Origin of the sequence: Paenibacillus algorifonticola (genome assembly GCF_050481745.1) — a bacterium.
In the GTDB taxonomy this organism is placed as follows: domain Bacteria; phylum Bacillota; class Bacilli; order Paenibacillales; family Paenibacillaceae; genus Pristimantibacillus; species Pristimantibacillus algorifonticola_A.
This window is the reverse complement of record NZ_JBCNGR010000008.1, coordinates 93209-109909: the sequence shown is the minus strand read 5'-3', so window position 1 is coordinate 109909 and position 16701 is coordinate 93209. Positions and strand designations below refer to the sequence as shown.

The following is a 16701-nucleotide window of genomic DNA, read 5'->3' as shown; positions in this document are numbered from 1 at the left end:
AGCTTGATAATCTTGACATTATTGCATCAGTGGTTCAAAGGTCATCTGAGTGAAAGCAATTTGCGCACCAAGCTGCTGCTCCTTTTCATCTTGCTTATTTTGCTGCCTTTAAGCCTGCAGGGCATGGTGACGTACCGTCATTTCTCAGCAACGGTTAATCACAAGACGGAGCAATTTACCATCGACATTGTTCAGCAGATCAACACCAATCTTGATCGGATGCTGAAAGACCTGGAACGAGTATCGCTTATGCCGTTGTATGATCAGATGGTGCTGTCTATTCTGGCGAAATACAACGGGCCGATGGGCTCGGGGACTTGGGCGCTATCTGACGATTATTTGAAAATGAAGCTGTATACATCTGGGCAAGCATACAACCGGCCTGAAATTCGCGGCATTCATCTAATCAGCAACAGCGGCATTTTATTTTCTAACGTAGATGCGATGTCGGCCGATGCGGTATGGGACAGCAGGCGGGATTCATGGTTTTCAGAGCTGAATCAATCCGATGGGGAATGGACAATCATCCCGCCTCATGAACCGTCCTATTACAGCAGCCCAAGCTCGGAGTCCTACATATCAGTCGCAAGGGTTATTAGAGAGCCGAAAACGCTAGTGCGATTAGGCTATATGATTATTGACGTCAAGGTGGAGGCGTTCGGCCATATTTTATCGAACCTGAATTTTGAGCGGGAGGCAAGCCTTTTGATCGTCGATGACCGGCAGCGATTCATATTCGAGCGAGTGGAAGAGGGCGGCGTTTCCGCCTATGGCGAGCTGTTAAAGGATGGTCAGCTGCAGAAAATGAGGAACAGGCAAAAGAAAAAGCTCGGCAGCAGCGATTATTTATTCGTACAGGATCATTCCTCCTATACAGGCTTGTCCGTAATCAGCTTGACGCCGATCGCCGTTATCCAGAAGGAGTCGCGTGAAATGATGACTTTTACGCTATGGTTTGCTGCCGTTTGCGTCGGAATGGTTACAGGGCTGGCCGTGCTGCTCTCCTATCGTATTACAAGGCCGCTTATTGAGCTGAAGAGGGCGATGGCCCGAGCTGAGCAGGGGAATTTCAATAAACGGGTAACGATGCTAAGCAATGATGAGTTTGGTCAGCTTGGACGCGGCTTCAACAATATGATGGAGGAAATCAATCGTCTCTTTCATGAGGTATTTGTACTCGGCATGCGGGAGAAGGAAGCGGAGCTGTCTGCGCTCCAAAGCCAAATCAATCCGCATTTTATATATAATACGCTGGAGTCGATTAATATGATGGCCATTCAGCGCAAGCATGCCGAGGTGTCTGATATGGTGACCGCCCTTGGCAAGCTGCTTCGTTACACCATCGATAAGGTGGACAGACGGATTCAGCTTTGGGAGGAAATCCATTTTGTAGATTCCTATGTGCGCATTCAACAGGTCCGGTATGGTGGCAAGCTGCAGGTACTGTACGAAATTGAAGATGAGGTGAAGGACTGCCTTATACCGAAGCTTATTTTGCAGCCGTTGGTTGAGAACGCAGTCTATCATGGCATAGATGATCGAGAAGAGGGAGGCACGATCTGGATTTCTGCCCTGCGTTTCGAGGATGAGCTGCTTATTACGGTTCGTGACAATGGCAAAGGAATGAGCGAGACGGAAATAGAGGAGCTGAACAAGGCGATCGGCAAGCACACGGACAATCAGCCGCTGCAGCTCAGTGGTCACGATGAATTGGGGCTAAGCAACATATTCCAACGCATCGTGCTTATGTATGACAAGGGCGGCTGCCTTACAGTGGATGGCAGCCTGGGACGGGGCTTCGCAGTTACGATTACGATTCCACTTTAAGAGGGCAGGGGCTGGTCAGGATGTATAAGGTTTTGCTCGTAGAGGATGAAACGGTTATACGCCAGGGCTTGCGGGAGCTGATCCATCAGTCGGTCCATTCGTTTGAGGTAACGGGAGAGGCTGCGAATGGCAGCGAGGCCATTGCTTATTTGAAATGTGACATGCCTGATGTCATGATCACCGACATCAGGATGAGAGAGATGGACGGACTGGTGATGATGGGAAAGGTGAAACAAATGTATCCGGAGCTGATCGTTATTATTTTGAGTGGCTACGGGGAGTTTGTATATGCGCAAAAGGCGATAGAATATGGCGTGTTCAAATATTTGCTGAAGCCGATTGAGCGGCACGAGCTTGTAGCTGCAATGCGAAAGGCCCAGCTGCTTCTGGATCGCAAGTATGGCGTTTCTACTTCGCTGACCGCAGCCGCAGATCACGAACAGATGGGGAGCGGCGGGAATAACCGGAAAATTATTCGCGACGTCAGGGAATATGTGAAACAGCATATCGACGGGGATTTGCGCTTGCAAACCGTCGCATCCCAGGTGAGCCTGAATGCGACGTATTTGAGCCAGCTGTTCAAGAACGAGACAGGGGTCAACTATTCAGAATATGTATTGGAGATGCGCATTGAAAGGGCGAAGTGGCTGCTCGTGCATACGCAGCTGAAAATCTACGATGTGGCACGGCTGTCCGGGCATCAAAGCCCGAAGCATTTTATGCTTGTATTCAAGCAGCAGACCGGACAGACAGCAGGCGAGTATCGCGATCAATTTACCGACTCCAACTTTTAGGGAAGGCACGATAAGGAAATAGAGGAATAAAACGCACCATTTCTGCAATTTGCATGGTTTAAGGAAGGCAATAGCCACCGCTATACTTAAGTAGGAAATACAAACTAATAGCAGCTAAGGGGGATTTTATGAAAAAAGCGAGTCGGGCTCTCCTATCCATTTTACCGATTGCAATAGCTGTCGGCTGCAGCAGTACGAATTCTGGCAACGTTCAAAACAATGGTACGGAGCAGAAGAAGGAGGATATCGAATTAACGTTTTTAATGTGGGGCAATCAGGGGCATATGGATGTGTACAACAAGCTCATTGCAGGCTTCAAACAGGAAAACCCGGGTATTCAGGTTGTGATGGAATCCGTGCCGTTCGCCGAGTACCAGCAGAAAATTTCAGTGCTGGCAGCTGGTAGAACGCTGCCGGACATCGCATGGGTATCCGAGCGGATGATTCCGCAGTTCAAGGCAAATGGCATAATGGCGGATGTATCTGAATTTAAAAATGACGCGGACTTTAAGCTGGGCGATTACATTCCAAGCACCCTTGACCTTTTCCGTGACGGCGAGCAGCTGCTGGGTTTGCCTTTCTCGACGCCGCCTGTGGTTATGTTTTATAACAAGACGCTGTTTGATCAAGCGAAATTATCAGACCCAAACACGCTCGCATCAGAAGGGAAATGGACTTGGGAACAATTCGAGCAATCCGCCAAGGCGATCTCAAACAGCGATGCGAAAAGCCGCATCTACGGCGCAAACTTTTTCCGCGACTGGAAAACATGGGCGATTTTATCCTCCTATTCCTGGTCCAATGGCAGCGGACCATTCAACGCAGATTTAACTGCTTTCACCTGGAATGACCAGTACGGCTTGGAAACATTCGATATGCTGAGCCGCATGATGTTCACCGACCAATCTCATCCGAAGGCTGGCGAGCAGGTCAGCTTTGATGCGGGCAACGTCGGGATGTTCTTCGACAACTACAGCTATGTATCAAAAGCAAGAGAGATTACGAGCTTCGAGTGGAGCATAGCGCCGATGCCGTCCGGCTCGCAGGGCAGTGCGCCGATGCTTGGACAGGCGGGCTACACGCTGTTCAAGGACAGTAAGCACCCTGAGGAAGCGAAGAAGCTTCTGAAATATTTCGCTAGCCAGGCCGGTATAGAGGCAACAGCGACTTATTTTGTCCCGCCTCGCACCTCGGTGCTTCATTCGGATGCGTTCCTGCATCAGCCGAACAACCCGCCAGTAGAGCATATTACTCAGGCGGTTATCGACGAAATGCCGAAGGCCCGCATGCTTCCGGGGCATATTCGCTGGCAGGACATCGACAACGCCGTTCTGCAGGGCTTCGACCGCCTGTTCGGCAGATCGGGCAGCACGCAGGAAAACTTGGCAAAAATGCAAACGGAAGTTGACGCTATTTTGAAATAAGCAGCCGTATAAGGGGGGACGGTCCGTCTGACGGGCCGCCTTGCCTCGCCAAAAAAGTTCAAGGGAGTGGAGTGACTTGGGAAAATTAAAGGAGCAGTTCCACAAGCATAAGCTATCTTTATTCATCAGCCTGCCCGCCAATGATGCGGCGCTGGCTCAAGCCGCGCTGGATGAGGGGGCTGATGCATTGAAAGTACATGTCAATGTGGGCCATCGCGCTAGCGGCACGCATTTTGGTTCACTTGACGAATACGAGGCGGTATTCCACAGCATTCGGGAAAAGTTTGACGGGCCATTCGGTGTTGTGCCAGCTGGGAGCCTTGAAGGCGTAACCAGACCAGACATGGAAAGATTGGCTCCGCTGGGCTTTGATTTCTATTCTATTTATGCGCATCATCTTCCTTCGCTCCTGTTGGAGGAGCTGGGCCTTGACCGCACGTTTGCAATCAATGAACATTATGATCTCACACTTGTACAGGGCGCAGGGCAGTTCGGCTTTACCGCTGTGGAAGCATCAATTGTGCCGGGAAGCGAGTATGGGACGCCGCTCAGCTATGCAGATGTGATGAAGTATCGCTATTTAGTCGAGCATTCGGGGCTTCCGGTTGTTATTCCATCACAGCGGCAGCTTGTGCCCGGCGATGTAGCGGTGCTGCGCAATGCTGGTGTTCGTGCGATTATGCTGGGAGCAATGGTAGTCGGGAAGACGGAGGATCAGCTGCGGAGAACGGTCAGCGAGTTCCGCAATGCCACGGATAGATTGAGCTAGAAGGCGGTGTTACCTTAATGAAGGATGTGGGCAAAAAACGAAGAAGCGGGCCGCTTGCCCGTGAGGCGCAAATTGCAGGCTGGCTGTTTGTTTCCCCAATGGTACTCGGTTTTACTTTGCTGCTGCTGTTTCCGATGGGGCAAGCACTCTTTATGAGTTTGATGGATTGGCCGCTGCTGGGTGAACACCACTTTATCGGGCTTCATAATTATCGGAGTATTGCGACAGATCATTTATTTTGGAAAGTGCTAGGGAATACCTTTTATTTTACAGTAGGCCTTGTTCCGTTTAATATTGTGCTGGCCCTGCTGCTGGCGCTGCTTTTATCCAAAAGCTTCAAGGGGATTGGGCTGTTCCGAACCGCGATATTTGTACCCGTCATGACTTCTCTTATCGTATGGTCGATTGTCTGGAAATATATGTTCGCAACGGATTCGGGGCTTATCAATCAGGTTTTGCTGCTGCTCGATATTAGAGGGCCGGCGTGGCTGTACGACGAGAAGCTGGCCATGCCATCGATTATTGTAACCAGCGTTTTGAAAAATGCAGGCTTGAACATGGTGCTCTTTATTGCTGCCATTCAGCAGGTGCCACGCTCCTTGTATGAAGCCGCGATGCTGGATGGAGCGGGCAAGGGCAAAAGCTTTTTTAATGTAACGCTGCCAATGATAACGCCTACTGTATTTCTGGCCGTCGTTATGACCATTATCGGTTCTCTGAAGGTATTTGGCCAAATTTATGTCATGACGCAAGGCGGGCCTAGCAGCAGTACGAAGGTGCTGGTGTATTATATTTGGGAAAAAGCATTCAAATTGTTTCAGATGGGATATGCATCAGCACTGGCGTTCGTTCTGTTCTTCGTGGTCCTTATGTTGACTCTGCTGCAATGGCAGCTCAGAAAAAGGTGGGTGTTCAATGAAAGCGACACCTAATGCAGGCTTTAGCAGGCCGCTGGAACTGCTGGGCGTTTATAGCCTTTTAAGCTTCATCTCGCTTATTATGCTCGTGCCATTTTTATGGATGCTGTCTACTTCCTTCAAGGAGCCGCAGGACATCTTCACCTATCCGCCGAAGCTGATCCCGCCTGCGTTCCGGCTGCAAAACTATGTCGATGTCTTCCAGCTAATCCCGTTCCACCGCTTTTATTTCAACAGTGTATATATTGCGTTTGTAGTTGTGCTAGGCACCGTTTTTTTTGCCTCATTGGCCGGCTATGCGTTTGCAAAAATACCGTTCAAGGGCCGAAATATCGTGTTTCTGATTTTGCTCAGCGCGATGATGATTCCACATGAGGTAACGGCGATTCCGATGTTTCTGTTCATGCGTGAGCTTAATTGGATTGATACGCATTTGCCGCTTATCCTGCTGCCGATCTTTGGGGCGGGTGGAGTGTTCGGAATTTTTGTGATGCGGCAGTTTTTCATTACGGTGCCGACGGAGCTGGAAGAGGCAGCGATGATAGACGGCTGTACCCGATTTCGGATTTATGCACAAATTATGCTGCCGATTGCCAAGCCTGGACTGGCGACGTTGACGATTTTCACATTCGTAACCGTATGGAATGAGTTTTTTGACCCGCTTATTTTCATTAATTCACGTCATTTGATGACCCTTCCGCTAGGCCTGTCGCTATTTACGGATGAGGTCGGCACATCCTGGCATTATTTAATGAGTGCGACCGTAATGGCAACGGTACCGCTGTTAATCGTATTTTTTCTGGCCCAGCGGCGTTTTATTGAAGGTGTGGCCATGACGGGCTTGAAGGAATAAGTGCAGCTTCGAAAGGGAGGATGAAATGAAGAACAAAATAGAGGCAGATGTTGTCGTTGTTGGCGGGGGGCCTGCAGGAATAGCGGCGTCCATTGCTGCAGGCCGGCAAGGTGTGAGAACTGTGCTGATCGAACGTTATGGCTTTGTTGGCGGCATGTCTACGGCAGCCATGGTCTATCCATGGATGACGTTCCATACGAGCAGCGGCGAGCAGGTCATCAAAGGCATCGCCCAGGAAATTGTAGATCGGCTGCAGGCTCGCGGAGGCTCGCCTGGGCATCTCCGGGATACGGTTGGTTTCGTTCATACGCTGACGCCTTATCATCCGGAAATTTATCAGGTCGTTGCGGCAGATATGCTGCGCGAGGCTGGTGTCAAATTGCTGCTTCATAGTATGGTGGACGAGGTTGGGGTGAGGGAAGGCATCATTGAGGCCGTACATGTAACCAATAAGTCTGGCAGAACAGAAGTGTGTGCCAAAGTATTTGTGGATACAAGCGGTGATGCGGACGTCGCTTACCTTTCCGGGGCAGAAACGCTTCATGGGCGTGCTCTGGATCATCAGGCACAGCCAATGACGATGAAGTTCAGGATGCGCGGTGTTAACTTGGATAAAGTAAAGCAATATATGATGGACCACCCGGAGGACTTTTATCAAAAAACACCTTTTTCAGAGCTGCCGGGTCTGCCGCTGACTGGGGTGAGCGGATTCTATTCGCAATGGAAGAAGGCGAATTTGCCCATTAACCGTGATCAGATTCTATTTTTTACGGGGCCAGCTGAGGATGAGGTGCTGATTAACTGTACACGGGTGCAGGGGCTGGATGCGACTAATGCCGAGGATCTGACACTTGCTGAACAGGAGGGGAGACGGCAGGTGCTGATGATGGCGGAGTTTCTGCAGCGCGATGTACCCGGTTTTGAGCGGGCTTCCATCTCAGCAGTTGCTCCGCAAATCGGCATACGGGAATCGCGGCGAATTGTTGGCCATTACTCACTCACGAAGGAAGATGTGATAGAGGGGAGGAAGCACAGCGATGTTATAGCACGCAGTGGCTACCCCATTGATCTCCATGATCCAACCGGAAAAGGGGTAACCGCTGCTTTTATTTCCGGTGATGGCGCTTATGACATTCCGCTGCGCTGTCTGCTATCCCATAATGTGCCCAATTTGCTCGCGGCGGGAAGGTGCATCTCGACTTCACACGAGGCGCTCGCCACTACGCGCCTGACCCCGAGCTGTATGGCAACCGGACAGGCAGCTGGAACAGCGGCAGCTTTAGCGGTATTGACTGAGGTTGAGCCAGCTCAAATACCTATTGCCAAATTGCAGGATGAGCTGCGGAAAGCACATGCGGCTATATAAGCGGCTCCTAGCCAACTACCTATGTGTGACGACTGATTGACACTAACCTTGAGGTAAGTAGCTATACTTAAAGTGCGTACTTATATAATTGCAGCGTACGCTTTATACTCAAGAGGCCAATCACACTTTAGGAGGAGCCTTCATTGAAAACACTCGTTATTGTCACACATCCCAGCTTAGAAACATCGGTCATCAATAAGCGATGGACAGAAGAGCTTGCGAAATATCCAGAAAAGTATACGATACACGAATTGCATAAGGCTTACCCTGATGGAAACATCGACGTGGAGAAAGAACAGCAGTTGGTTGAAGCACATGGCAATCTGGTGTTTCAGTTCCCTATTTATTGGTTTAATTGTCCGCCTCTCCTTAAAAAATGGCTGGATGAGGTTTTAACCTATGGATGGGCCTTCGGTTCCAAAGGTGGGGACAAATTGAAAAATCGCAAAGTGGCGTTAGCGGTATCCGCTGGAGCAACAGAAGAGAATTATCGGGAAGAGGGAAGATATCGCTACACACTTGCCCAAGTATTAGCTCCTTTTGAAATTTCCTTCCTGTATTGCGATGCTGATTATCGTTCCTATTTTGCTTCTTATGGTACAGAAGCGGAGCCGGGTGAAAATGAACCTGGTGCAGCGGTAGAAACGTCTGCAAGCAAACTAGAAACAAACGCATTAGCTTATTTGGATTTTGTTGACAGCCTGTAACCCTGCGGCTGCTTAGCTTTAAGGCCGCTTAAGTTTGCTATACGATGAACTACCACGTAACCGGAGTTCAACTGGTCGTAACTAAGGCAACCGTTGGTTATTATCGCCGAATCGTTAGGCAGGCGCAGTAGCAGCTATGCTTGAAATCTGCTTAGGAATCTTCATCGAACATAAAAGCTAGAGCTTGTAAAGAGGCTCTAGCTTACCGCTTGCTTGACTCATTTTTTTCTCTATTTACAAACCGATGGTCGGTTTATATAATCAGACTATAAACATAAATCGCTGACATTAAAACGGGAGGCAAACGATGAAGAATGAAGAACGCCGGAAGCAGACCATCCGGCAATTGCTGAATGCAACGAAGGAACTGCTGCAGGATAAAAGCTGCCATGCCATTACTTTGAAGGATATTATGGAGCAATCGCAATTATCCAAGGGTGCTATTTTTCATTACGTGAACAGCAGGGATGAGATTTTTGCCTGGGTGCTGCAGGATCGACTCGAAAGCATCAATGAACATTTTATCGCCGAGGTTGCTAAAACGACGGGTAAATCGTTCGAAGGGCCGATGCATATTATTTCCAGAAACTTAGCGGGGCTGGAAGACAGGGATGAAGTGACGAACAAAGTACTTCTGTATTTGCTGGGCAGGGAGGATGAACCTGCTATCGCAGAGGTGCTCCAGCATTTTTATGAGCGATCGGTGTTTTTGTCTAAGCAATGGATTGTAGCGGGTCAGGAGCATGGGGTAATTGAAGAGACGGTGAATCCAGATATTACAGCTGAATTGTTCGTTCTGCTGTCGTTAGGGCTGCGTGTCCGGGCGTCCATTCCCGTATCATCAGCCTCACTTGCTGTGAAAGAGCTATCGGACTTCATGGCGGGCATCCTCAAGAAACAGTGATTCCCCAATGAAGAAAGTAGGATGATTAGACATTTTTCACATCAAGAATAAAAAACTTCTAAATGCTACGGAGGAATCATCATGGCACCATTTATAGCGCTTGTCGCATCTTTTTTGTTATTCAGAGTCCTGGGTTTGCTCGGCTTATCCTATTTCGATGATTGGCAGACAGCCTTGCAGGCAGCGGTAGCCATTATGTTTCTGCTGACCGCTTCCGCCCATTGGGGTAAACGCAGAAAGGATCTCATACGTATGGTTCCGCCATCTTTTCCAAAAAAAGAATGGATTGTAACTGTGACCGGATGCCTGGAAATTGCCGGAGCAATCGGTATATGCCTGCCCGCCGTTTCACTAGCTGCTGCTATAGGCTTGACGTTGATGCTTGTCGCCATGTTCCCGGCCAATATTTATGCGGCACGCGAAAAAATGACGATCGGCGGCAGGTCTGTACCCAATCCTCCTTTCCGTGCCTTGCTGCAGCTTATCTTTATTGCCGCGATTTTGCTAGCCTCCCCGTTATTCGGGCAGTGAAGCGCTGTGATATCCCGTATTGGGCTGACTAAGCCTATAAGCCGTTTCATATAGCTCATAGGCATAGGCTGCCCTTACTTTACTGTCCCCTAATCCATCTTGAATTAATTTCCAAGCACTACATTGTCTACATAAACAGCAGTGGTTCCGGAAGCGTTGCTCGCACCGATGAATTGAATGCCATATTCCTTAATATCGGCCAAATTTACACCAGCCAGATCCAGTGTCAAATTCGCCAAGCCCCCTGCACTAATAGTGACCCAGCCGCTATCCTTCCATGCATAGCTGCTGCCATGCTTGACGAATAGCTTTACACCTAACCCGGAGCCGTAGCTGCCCCAGCTCGCGCCTTTGACTGTAGCCCTAAGCTTTGTGTATCCAGTAAAATTGGTGCTGCCGCTTTTCAATAAATAATGCTGGCTGCCAGCAGACATGGTAATATCGCCTTGCAGCGAACGGGAGCCCTGCGAGCTCCATGCGGTAGTCGACCAAGGTCCTCCAGCGAGTGAAGTGCCGCTCCACCCCTGCGTCCCGGCTTCAAAAGTAGCGAGTACGCTGCCGCCGCCATTACCGCCATTGTTGCTCAAATATTGCCGCAGCCACTGCAAGGCAGGACGCTCAGTACCAGAGCTTGTAAGGAGATGACTGCCGGTTACCCAAGTCTGGTTCTGGATATATCCCCACAGTGTAATGCCTTTGACAGCAGGATGCTCCCATAATACCGGGAATTTCTGCTGATATCTGGCCAGCTGTGTGGCGTCATCACCTGTCATGTCAAGCTCAGACACATAAATGGGCAATCCGGTTGCTGCCAATGTATTCAGAACCGAATTCATTGTGTTTACGGACACCGTGTCCATATTAAAGTAGTGGGATTGTATTCCGATTCCGTCAATTAAACCTCTGTTCTTGAGAAGATTAATAATTTGAACGTATGTTGCGGTTTTGTTAGGATCACTAATGATGCCATATTCATTTAGCAGCAGCTTCGCATTCGGAAAAGCAAGACGTGCTTGCTCAAACGACCAGATTACCCAATCCCAGCCGGTTGTGCCATCTCCTCCAAGGGCATTGCGGAAGGACGGCTTGGCATGCAGGGGCTCATTGACCACATCTACATACTCTGCATTTGGATAACGCTGGCCAGCCGCCTGTATCCATTGAATAACCTCGGCACGCTGATCAGCTGCGGAAAGCCCTCCTATCCATCCAGGTTCCTGGCTTCCCCATACTAGCGTATGGAACTTGAAGGGGAAGCCGTTAGTTTTCGCGTAATTATAGGCAGTATCTGCCGCGCCCCAGTTCATGCTGTTTCTTGTTGATTCTACGGCCCCCCATTTGGTTGAGTTTTCTGGTGTCACTTGGTTCCAGTAGGTGCCAAAACTTGAGGGAGTGCTGCCTGCAATAATATTTCCCAAAAACTTGTCTCCCGAGGCTAGTCCAGCCGAAGCTTGATTGCTCCAGGCGGTCGGAATTAATGACACGACAAATGCAAGCACGGTACACCAAATAATGAGTTTTGACCTTAGCATCATTTACAGCTCCTTCACAATGAATGATTTCAGTATTTTCTCCTCTCTCTACCATCGTCTCGGGGTTCTACAGCCTCCTCCTTTTTCTTCGAAATATAAAGCGCTTACAACTTGATTATATCAACAAATGGATTAAAAAACAAAAAATAGTAAATTTTAGATAGATAGATTCTTCACAGCTCTGGCTTGCGCTGCGGAAAAATAATTTTGATAATGAGAATGATTCTTACTATAATGAAAGAGATGGAAGCGGTAAACAGATGCGGTAAACAGACATGGAAGGTGAACATAATGAAGTTGCAGGAACAATTGCCCTTATGGAATCATGCGGCTATACGGGTACTTGATGTTCGTCGGTCTATGCTGCGATTGGGTGACGGGGTGCAAGGCTTCCGTTTGCCGGCGAGCGCCTTCTTGGTAGCTGTTGCTGGACAGGCGAGAGTCCTCATTGACGGTACCGAGCATATCGTCGACCGTTGTTATGTATGCCATGCTGGAAAAGGTGCAACGATAGACATCAAACAAGTCGCTGAGCCATTCGATTATTATATGATTTTTTATAAAGCCGTTCTCGCTGTGACCAGCCGCAAGGAGCTGCTAAATGTGTATAGGGACAACAATCCCTTTCAAATGCAATATGGCTTCGCTCCTAACTATCCTCTCGGTGTCCTTGCGAAAATAGAGCAAATGCACACCTATTGGCTGCTGGATGCCCAATTGGAGAAGTTCCATGTGCGAGCTATTTTTCACCAATTGGTGTACGACCTTCTGCTGCAGCTCCATGCGCATGAGGGAACGTCGATGGCTCAGCCGAACTATGTAAGCCAGACGATTCGGTTTATGGAGGAGCGTTATGCCGAGCCCATCAGCCTCCAGGATATAGCAAGTACCCTTCATTGCAGCGAAAGGCAGCTGCAGCGATTATTTAAGGCGAAGCTGAATATTGGACCGCTGGAATATTTAATCCGAATTCGTATGGATCATGCGCAAGCGTTGTTATTGAAGACGAATTTTCCGTTAAAGGTAATCGCGGAATCGGTAGGTTATGGGGATAGTTATTATTTTAGCCGGGCTTTTAAGAAGCATTTTGGCGTTTCCCCGCTTTATTTTAGGCAAAACCGTCGCATAAGTTCATCCTATGTGTCGGGATATCCCATTGGCTCAAGTCCTAATCTCTCCTATAATAATGATCGTGATAATCATTATCAACATGTTAACGGGGGAGTTTTAGGAATGAATAGGAGCAAGGGGTCTATTTTAGCGGTAAGTTTGATGTTGAGCTTAATCTTGTTGCTCGGTGCATGTGCAACTGCGCCCGGCAATGGTTCGGGGAACAATACAGGGGGAGCCAGCCCAACTAGCACTGCTTCATCTAATACAAATGCTGCGCAAGCGGCACAACAAGCTTATCCGGTCGTTATTAAGCATGCAAAGGGAGAAATAACGCTGGAGCAGCATCCTACGAAAATTGCGGTGCTTGACACTAAATTTGTGGACCAGCTGGTAGCGTTAAGCGAGCAGCCTGCAGGCAGCGTGAAAGCTGCGGCAGATAAAACCGATTTCCCGGAGTATTTGTCCGAGAAGCTGACGGATGTTAAATTGCTCGGCACGAGGGATGAGCCGAATTTGGAAGCTATTGCTGCCATGGAACCGGATTTAATCATTTGTACAGAGTTTCAGGAAAAAGTGTATGATAGCTTGTCCAAAATTGCGCCTACCATCATGCTTGATTTTGATGAAAATTGGCGCGATACCTTAACGACCTTCGGCAAAATTACAGGGAAATCGGAAGAAGCGAGTGCTGTTCTGGAAGCATATAACGAGAAAACAGCTAAGCTGAAGGAAGAGCTGAAGACCAAGCTTGGAGAGCAAACCGTTGCGCTGATTCGCCCACGTGATGAAGGCATTCGCATTCATACGCCAAGCCACCGCACAGGGGACATTTTATATAACGATCTAGGCTTGTCCGCTCCACAGCAGGTGCTGGATGAGAAGGATACGGCATATCAAATTTCATTTGAGGCTTTTCCTGAAGTAGGGGCAGACCATTACTTCCTCGTGCATGACGACATGTTCAAGGAGGTCGTGGAGGAGTTCCAGCAGACGGAAACTTGGAAAAGTGTTGAAGCCGTGAAGAACAATCAAGTCTACGAAGTAGATTCGAACATATGGATTGCTTATTATGGGCCGATCGCGATTAATATGATTGTGGATAGAACAGCAGAAATTTTCCTTGGTACGCGATAATATGCCGGTTAATCTTTCACCTGCACAGTGGAAAGAGCTTGAAGCCAGGTTCAAGTTTACGCCTGAAAAAAAGGAACAGCCTGCTACTCTCTCCATTATAGCCCAAGATTTGCTAGACCTAGAGAAATGTAAGTCCTATCTGGATCGACTAGCAAGTGAAATAGGCGCGCCAACGAGAAGAGTAGCAGCATCCATGCTTGCGAAGCGCTATGCTTTTCTATACGTTGCACCTGTCTTGTATGCGATGACGGTATACAACAAGGGCTTGCCGTTAACGTTAAATAACTGCCGACTGGCTTCGCCTGATGAAAGTGAAAGTAAGGTGAGCGGCTCCAAGTTTCCTAATTTGAGCATGGATGGACTGGAGATTACTGAGCCAGAGGCGGGAAAACGGCTGGAATGGCGGGAGCAGATGCTGCGTCAGCTATTTGCGGAGCATCTTTCACCCTTATTTCGTTCTTTATCCGTAGCTGGTAAAGTTCCGCTGGCGATTTTGTGGGAAAATGCATTTGTCCGTGTGGCTCCGCTATATGAGGATGGTTTGGAGGAAGCGGAGGGTGATCCATCTGTTATACAGCGTCTTCATGACGATTTTGAGTTTATGACAGAAACTGCACCAGCGGCCCTATTTGGAGAACGCCGCAACCCGCTTGCGAAGTTTGCAAAACCGACCAAGGCAGGCATGGCCGGAGAAATGTTGACCTCTATTCGTCAAACCTGCTGCTTTTATTACGAAATGTCCTCCGAATACTGCAGAGCTTGCCCGAAGCCTCTCAATTGTTATTGACAAAAGGGCGAGGGACAAACGATTGTCATTCAATCGTTGATTAGTCAAGCGTACATCCTATGGATACGATAATAAACTTCAGCAAAAAAAGCTGCTATCGGTATGGGGTCATTCCCATGGTACCGATAACAGCTTTTTCAGCTTTTTTAGTTCAACTTAATCGCAGTAAGACTGCCGTTTGTTTTAAAATCCGTTGTATAGGAAACGGTAGCTGTGGCGGAGAAGGTGCCCGTTGGTCCTGTGATGGTTATCGCAGGAGCGGAGGAATAGCCTGCACCTGCATTTATGATTTTAATTCCGGTCACTTTGCCGTTCGCTATTACGGTTGTAGCGGTCGCCGCCGTATGCGTCCATAACTCGCCCCTGCTGCCGTTGTAGCGGTAGTAGTTCGATACTTCATCCAGACGGTCGTTAGTAATGCCATAGGGAGCTAGCACCTTCAGCAGAGCTGCTTTGTTGGATTGTGCTTGCTCGGAGGTAGGGCCGCCGCTTTCGGTGCCCGCAGGTGTTACGCCGCTGAAAGCTTCACGGAATACTTCGGCAGATACGCCAAGCGCGGAAGCTATGAGTACAACGGGTCTGCCATGGTCCACGGAATCCGTGTCAAATCCGCCTTCGATCGAGATTGTATAACCGTTCTGATCGGTTACGCTGGTGCCTGCCCCTGATCCAGACCCGGCATGAGCGGAAGGCTTAGCATTTTCAGAAACCGGGGAGGAGGGGGGCTTTTTGTCCGGTTTTTTTTGCTTATGGACTTGGGCTGGAACGGTTGCCTCATTAGTCTTATTGTCGGGGTTGGCATTACTGCTGTTGGCCGTGGTCAATTGAACGGCACCTGCGCTCACCGCAAGCAGGATCAGCAGGGTGACGATCGTTTTTTTGGCTTTCATAGGGGGAAGCTCCTCTCAAATGGGGGGGATGTGGTTCTGGACTTAGATTAATATAGTTATGTGTCAGGAAGATGTTGAGGGAGAATGGGGGATGGTAACGCCAACCAATCAAGATTTTTGCAGGGGCTGCCATATAAAAAATACACCCTCGCAAACATAAAGCGCGAGAGTGTATTCTATGATTAAGCCGACCAGTGTTCTATCATAATTACCGATGATGACATTACTTATTAAAAATAGGTATTTCTCCGAGCAGATTTTTCAAATTAATCGCATCCCACGGCAAATGCTCCGTTATGCCTAATCCAACTACCTCTGTTTCTTCTGACAGTTCTTTAAACAGATTAAGTAATTGAGGTATTTGCATCGTTCCCGCAGGAGAATAAGTATAAGGCGCTTCGGGGTTCGCGAACAATAAAGAACGAAACGCTTTGGGATCAAGCACATCTAAATCAAGATGAATAGCCAGGTGCTTAATGCCGCTTTCTTTAATCCACTTTTTTATAGATTCCATGCTGCTTGATAACTCTGCGGTGCCTGCGGTTCTAATACCTAGTCTTTCAATCATTTCTGTGTCTTGTTCGACAGGAACTATTCCTAGTCTTTGAAACGCTTCTGAAATCACTTCTATTTCTAGTTCTGTAGGAGTTGCAAGTCCCGCGATAAAGACATTTTCAGGCTTTAGTGGGATTTTCACATGTTTTGCGAACGCTTCATCCCCTTCTCCTAACAGATTTCCGAGCGGTAATGTATGCCCATTATCATAGCCCACATATCTAACTAAATCGCTGTGAGCATCGATCCAAATTAAGCCGAGCTCTCCACCGTATCGTTCGTTTAAATAGGCAAATGGGGCTTGCTCGACTAAGCAGTCGCCACCAAACATGATTATGCGATCCGGCTTATGCGCTTTAATGATATGCTGTGCAGCCTCTAGTTGTTCCAGCAGCTGTTGTCTCCCATTCATACCGTTCTCGTTTTCGAGTGGAGTGCCATCATACGCTTGCACGGGCACATGAATAAGGGGTTGATCATTGTCCGGAGCAAGCCAAGCAAGCAGTTCGGCTCCAAAAGAGTAGTTAGGGTTATCGCCCCCTTGCCATTGCGGCATTAATAGGCGTATTGTTTTATTAGTCATGTTTTGCTCTCCCTT

Annotated in this window: 15 protein-coding genes and 1 pseudogene; 12 read left to right on the top strand and 4 right to left on the bottom strand. The window is 48.5% G+C overall.

Annotated elements, in window-relative coordinates; translation table 11 throughout:
• The first annotated feature begins 3 nt into the window (after window positions 1–3).
• The 10 genes from ABEW34_RS08100 to ABEW34_RS08055 all read left to right on the top strand — a co-directional run bounded on the left by ABEW34_RS08100 (window position 4) and on the right by ABEW34_RS08055 (window position 10092).
• Window positions 4–1827 carry a sensor histidine kinase gene (locus ABEW34_RS08100; RefSeq protein WP_430156885.1) on the top strand — a complete coding sequence of 608 codons (1824 nt, stop codon included), beginning with the start codon at window positions 4–6 and terminating at the stop codon, window positions 1825–1827.
• A 20-nt stretch (window positions 1828–1847) separates the two neighbouring features.
• Window positions 1848–2621, top strand: coding sequence for a response regulator transcription factor (locus tag ABEW34_RS08095; RefSeq protein WP_430156883.1), 774 nt, complete (start codon window positions 1848–1850; stop codon window positions 2619–2621).
• Window positions 2622–2749: 128 nt separating this feature from the next.
• The gene (locus ABEW34_RS08090) at window positions 2750–4045 is read left to right on the top strand and encodes an ABC transporter substrate-binding protein (protein ID WP_430156879.1); all 1296 of its coding nucleotides are present in this window, start codon (window positions 2750–2752) and stop codon (window positions 4043–4045) included.
• Window positions 4046–4121: 76 nt separating this feature from the next.
• A complete protein-coding gene (locus ABEW34_RS08085; RefSeq protein ID WP_430156876.1) occupies window positions 4122–4814 on the top strand; it encodes a hypothetical protein in 693 nt (230 codons plus the stop codon).
• Between the two features lie 17 nt (window positions 4815–4831).
• Window positions 4832–5746, top strand: coding sequence for a carbohydrate ABC transporter permease (locus ABEW34_RS08080; RefSeq protein ID WP_430156873.1), 915 nt, complete (start codon window positions 4832–4834; stop codon window positions 5744–5746).
• A 67-nt stretch (window positions 5747–5813) separates the two neighbouring features.
• Entirely contained in the window at window positions 5814–6584 is a 771-nt protein-coding gene (locus tag ABEW34_RS08075; RefSeq protein ID WP_430158508.1) for a carbohydrate ABC transporter permease, read from the top strand.
• A gap of 25 nt (window positions 6585–6609) precedes the next feature.
• Complete coding sequence (locus ABEW34_RS08070) at window positions 6610–7950, top strand: FAD-dependent oxidoreductase (RefSeq protein WP_430156871.1); 1341 nt, start codon at window positions 6610–6612, stop codon at window positions 7948–7950.
• Window positions 7951–8093: 143 nt separating this feature from the next.
• A complete protein-coding gene (locus ABEW34_RS08065) occupies window positions 8094–8657 on the top strand; it encodes an NAD(P)H-dependent oxidoreductase (RefSeq protein WP_430156869.1) in 564 nt (187 codons plus the stop codon).
• A gap of 307 nt (window positions 8658–8964) precedes the next feature.
• On the top strand, window positions 8965–9561 hold the full coding sequence (locus ABEW34_RS08060) for a TetR/AcrR family transcriptional regulator (protein WP_430156866.1): 597 nt from the start codon (window positions 8965–8967) through the stop codon (window positions 9559–9561).
• An 81-nt stretch (window positions 9562–9642) separates the two neighbouring features.
• Complete coding sequence (locus ABEW34_RS08055) at window positions 9643–10092, top strand: DoxX family protein (RefSeq protein WP_430156864.1); 450 nt, start codon at window positions 9643–9645, stop codon at window positions 10090–10092.
• A 104-nt stretch (window positions 10093–10196) separates the two neighbouring features.
• On the opposite strand, the gene ABEW34_RS08050 is transcribed toward ABEW34_RS08055, so the two are convergent.
• Both ABEW34_RS08050 and ABEW34_RS08045 read right to left on the bottom strand, forming a co-directional pair.
• Window positions 10197–10679: a hypothetical protein gene (locus ABEW34_RS08050; RefSeq protein ID WP_430158505.1), complete on the bottom strand. Its 483-nt coding sequence runs from the start codon at window positions 10677–10679 to the stop codon at window positions 10197–10199.
• Window positions 10674–11624, bottom strand: a pseudogene (locus ABEW34_RS08045) (endo-1,4-beta-xylanase); the annotation flags it as partial. The gene ABEW34_RS08050 and the pseudogene ABEW34_RS08045, both read right to left, overlap by 6 nt.
• 291 nt (window positions 11625–11915) lie before the next feature.
• Between ABEW34_RS08045 and ABEW34_RS08040 the strand changes: the two are divergent.
• Window positions 11916–13871, top strand: a complete 1956-nt coding sequence (locus ABEW34_RS08040; protein ID WP_430156861.1) for an ABC transporter substrate-binding protein — start codon at window positions 11916–11918, stop codon at window positions 13869–13871.
• The gene (locus tag ABEW34_RS08035) at window positions 13858–14658 is read left to right on the top strand and encodes an IucA/IucC family C-terminal-domain containing protein (RefSeq protein ID WP_430156858.1); all 801 of its coding nucleotides are present in this window, start codon (window positions 13858–13860) and stop codon (window positions 14656–14658) included. Before ABEW34_RS08040 ends, ABEW34_RS08035 begins: the two co-directional genes overlap by 14 nt.
• A gap of 146 nt (window positions 14659–14804) precedes the next feature.
• On the opposite strand, the gene ABEW34_RS08030 is transcribed toward ABEW34_RS08035, so the two are convergent.
• Both ABEW34_RS08030 and ABEW34_RS08025 read right to left on the bottom strand, forming a co-directional pair.
• The gene (locus ABEW34_RS08030) at window positions 14805–15548 is read right to left on the bottom strand and encodes a hypothetical protein (protein WP_430156855.1); all 744 of its coding nucleotides are present in this window, start codon (window positions 15546–15548) and stop codon (window positions 14805–14807) included.
• Between the two features lie 223 nt (window positions 15549–15771).
• Entirely contained in the window at window positions 15772–16686 is a 915-nt protein-coding gene (locus ABEW34_RS08025; protein WP_430156852.1) for an arginase family protein, read from the bottom strand.
• Window positions 16687–16701 lie beyond the last annotated feature (15 nt).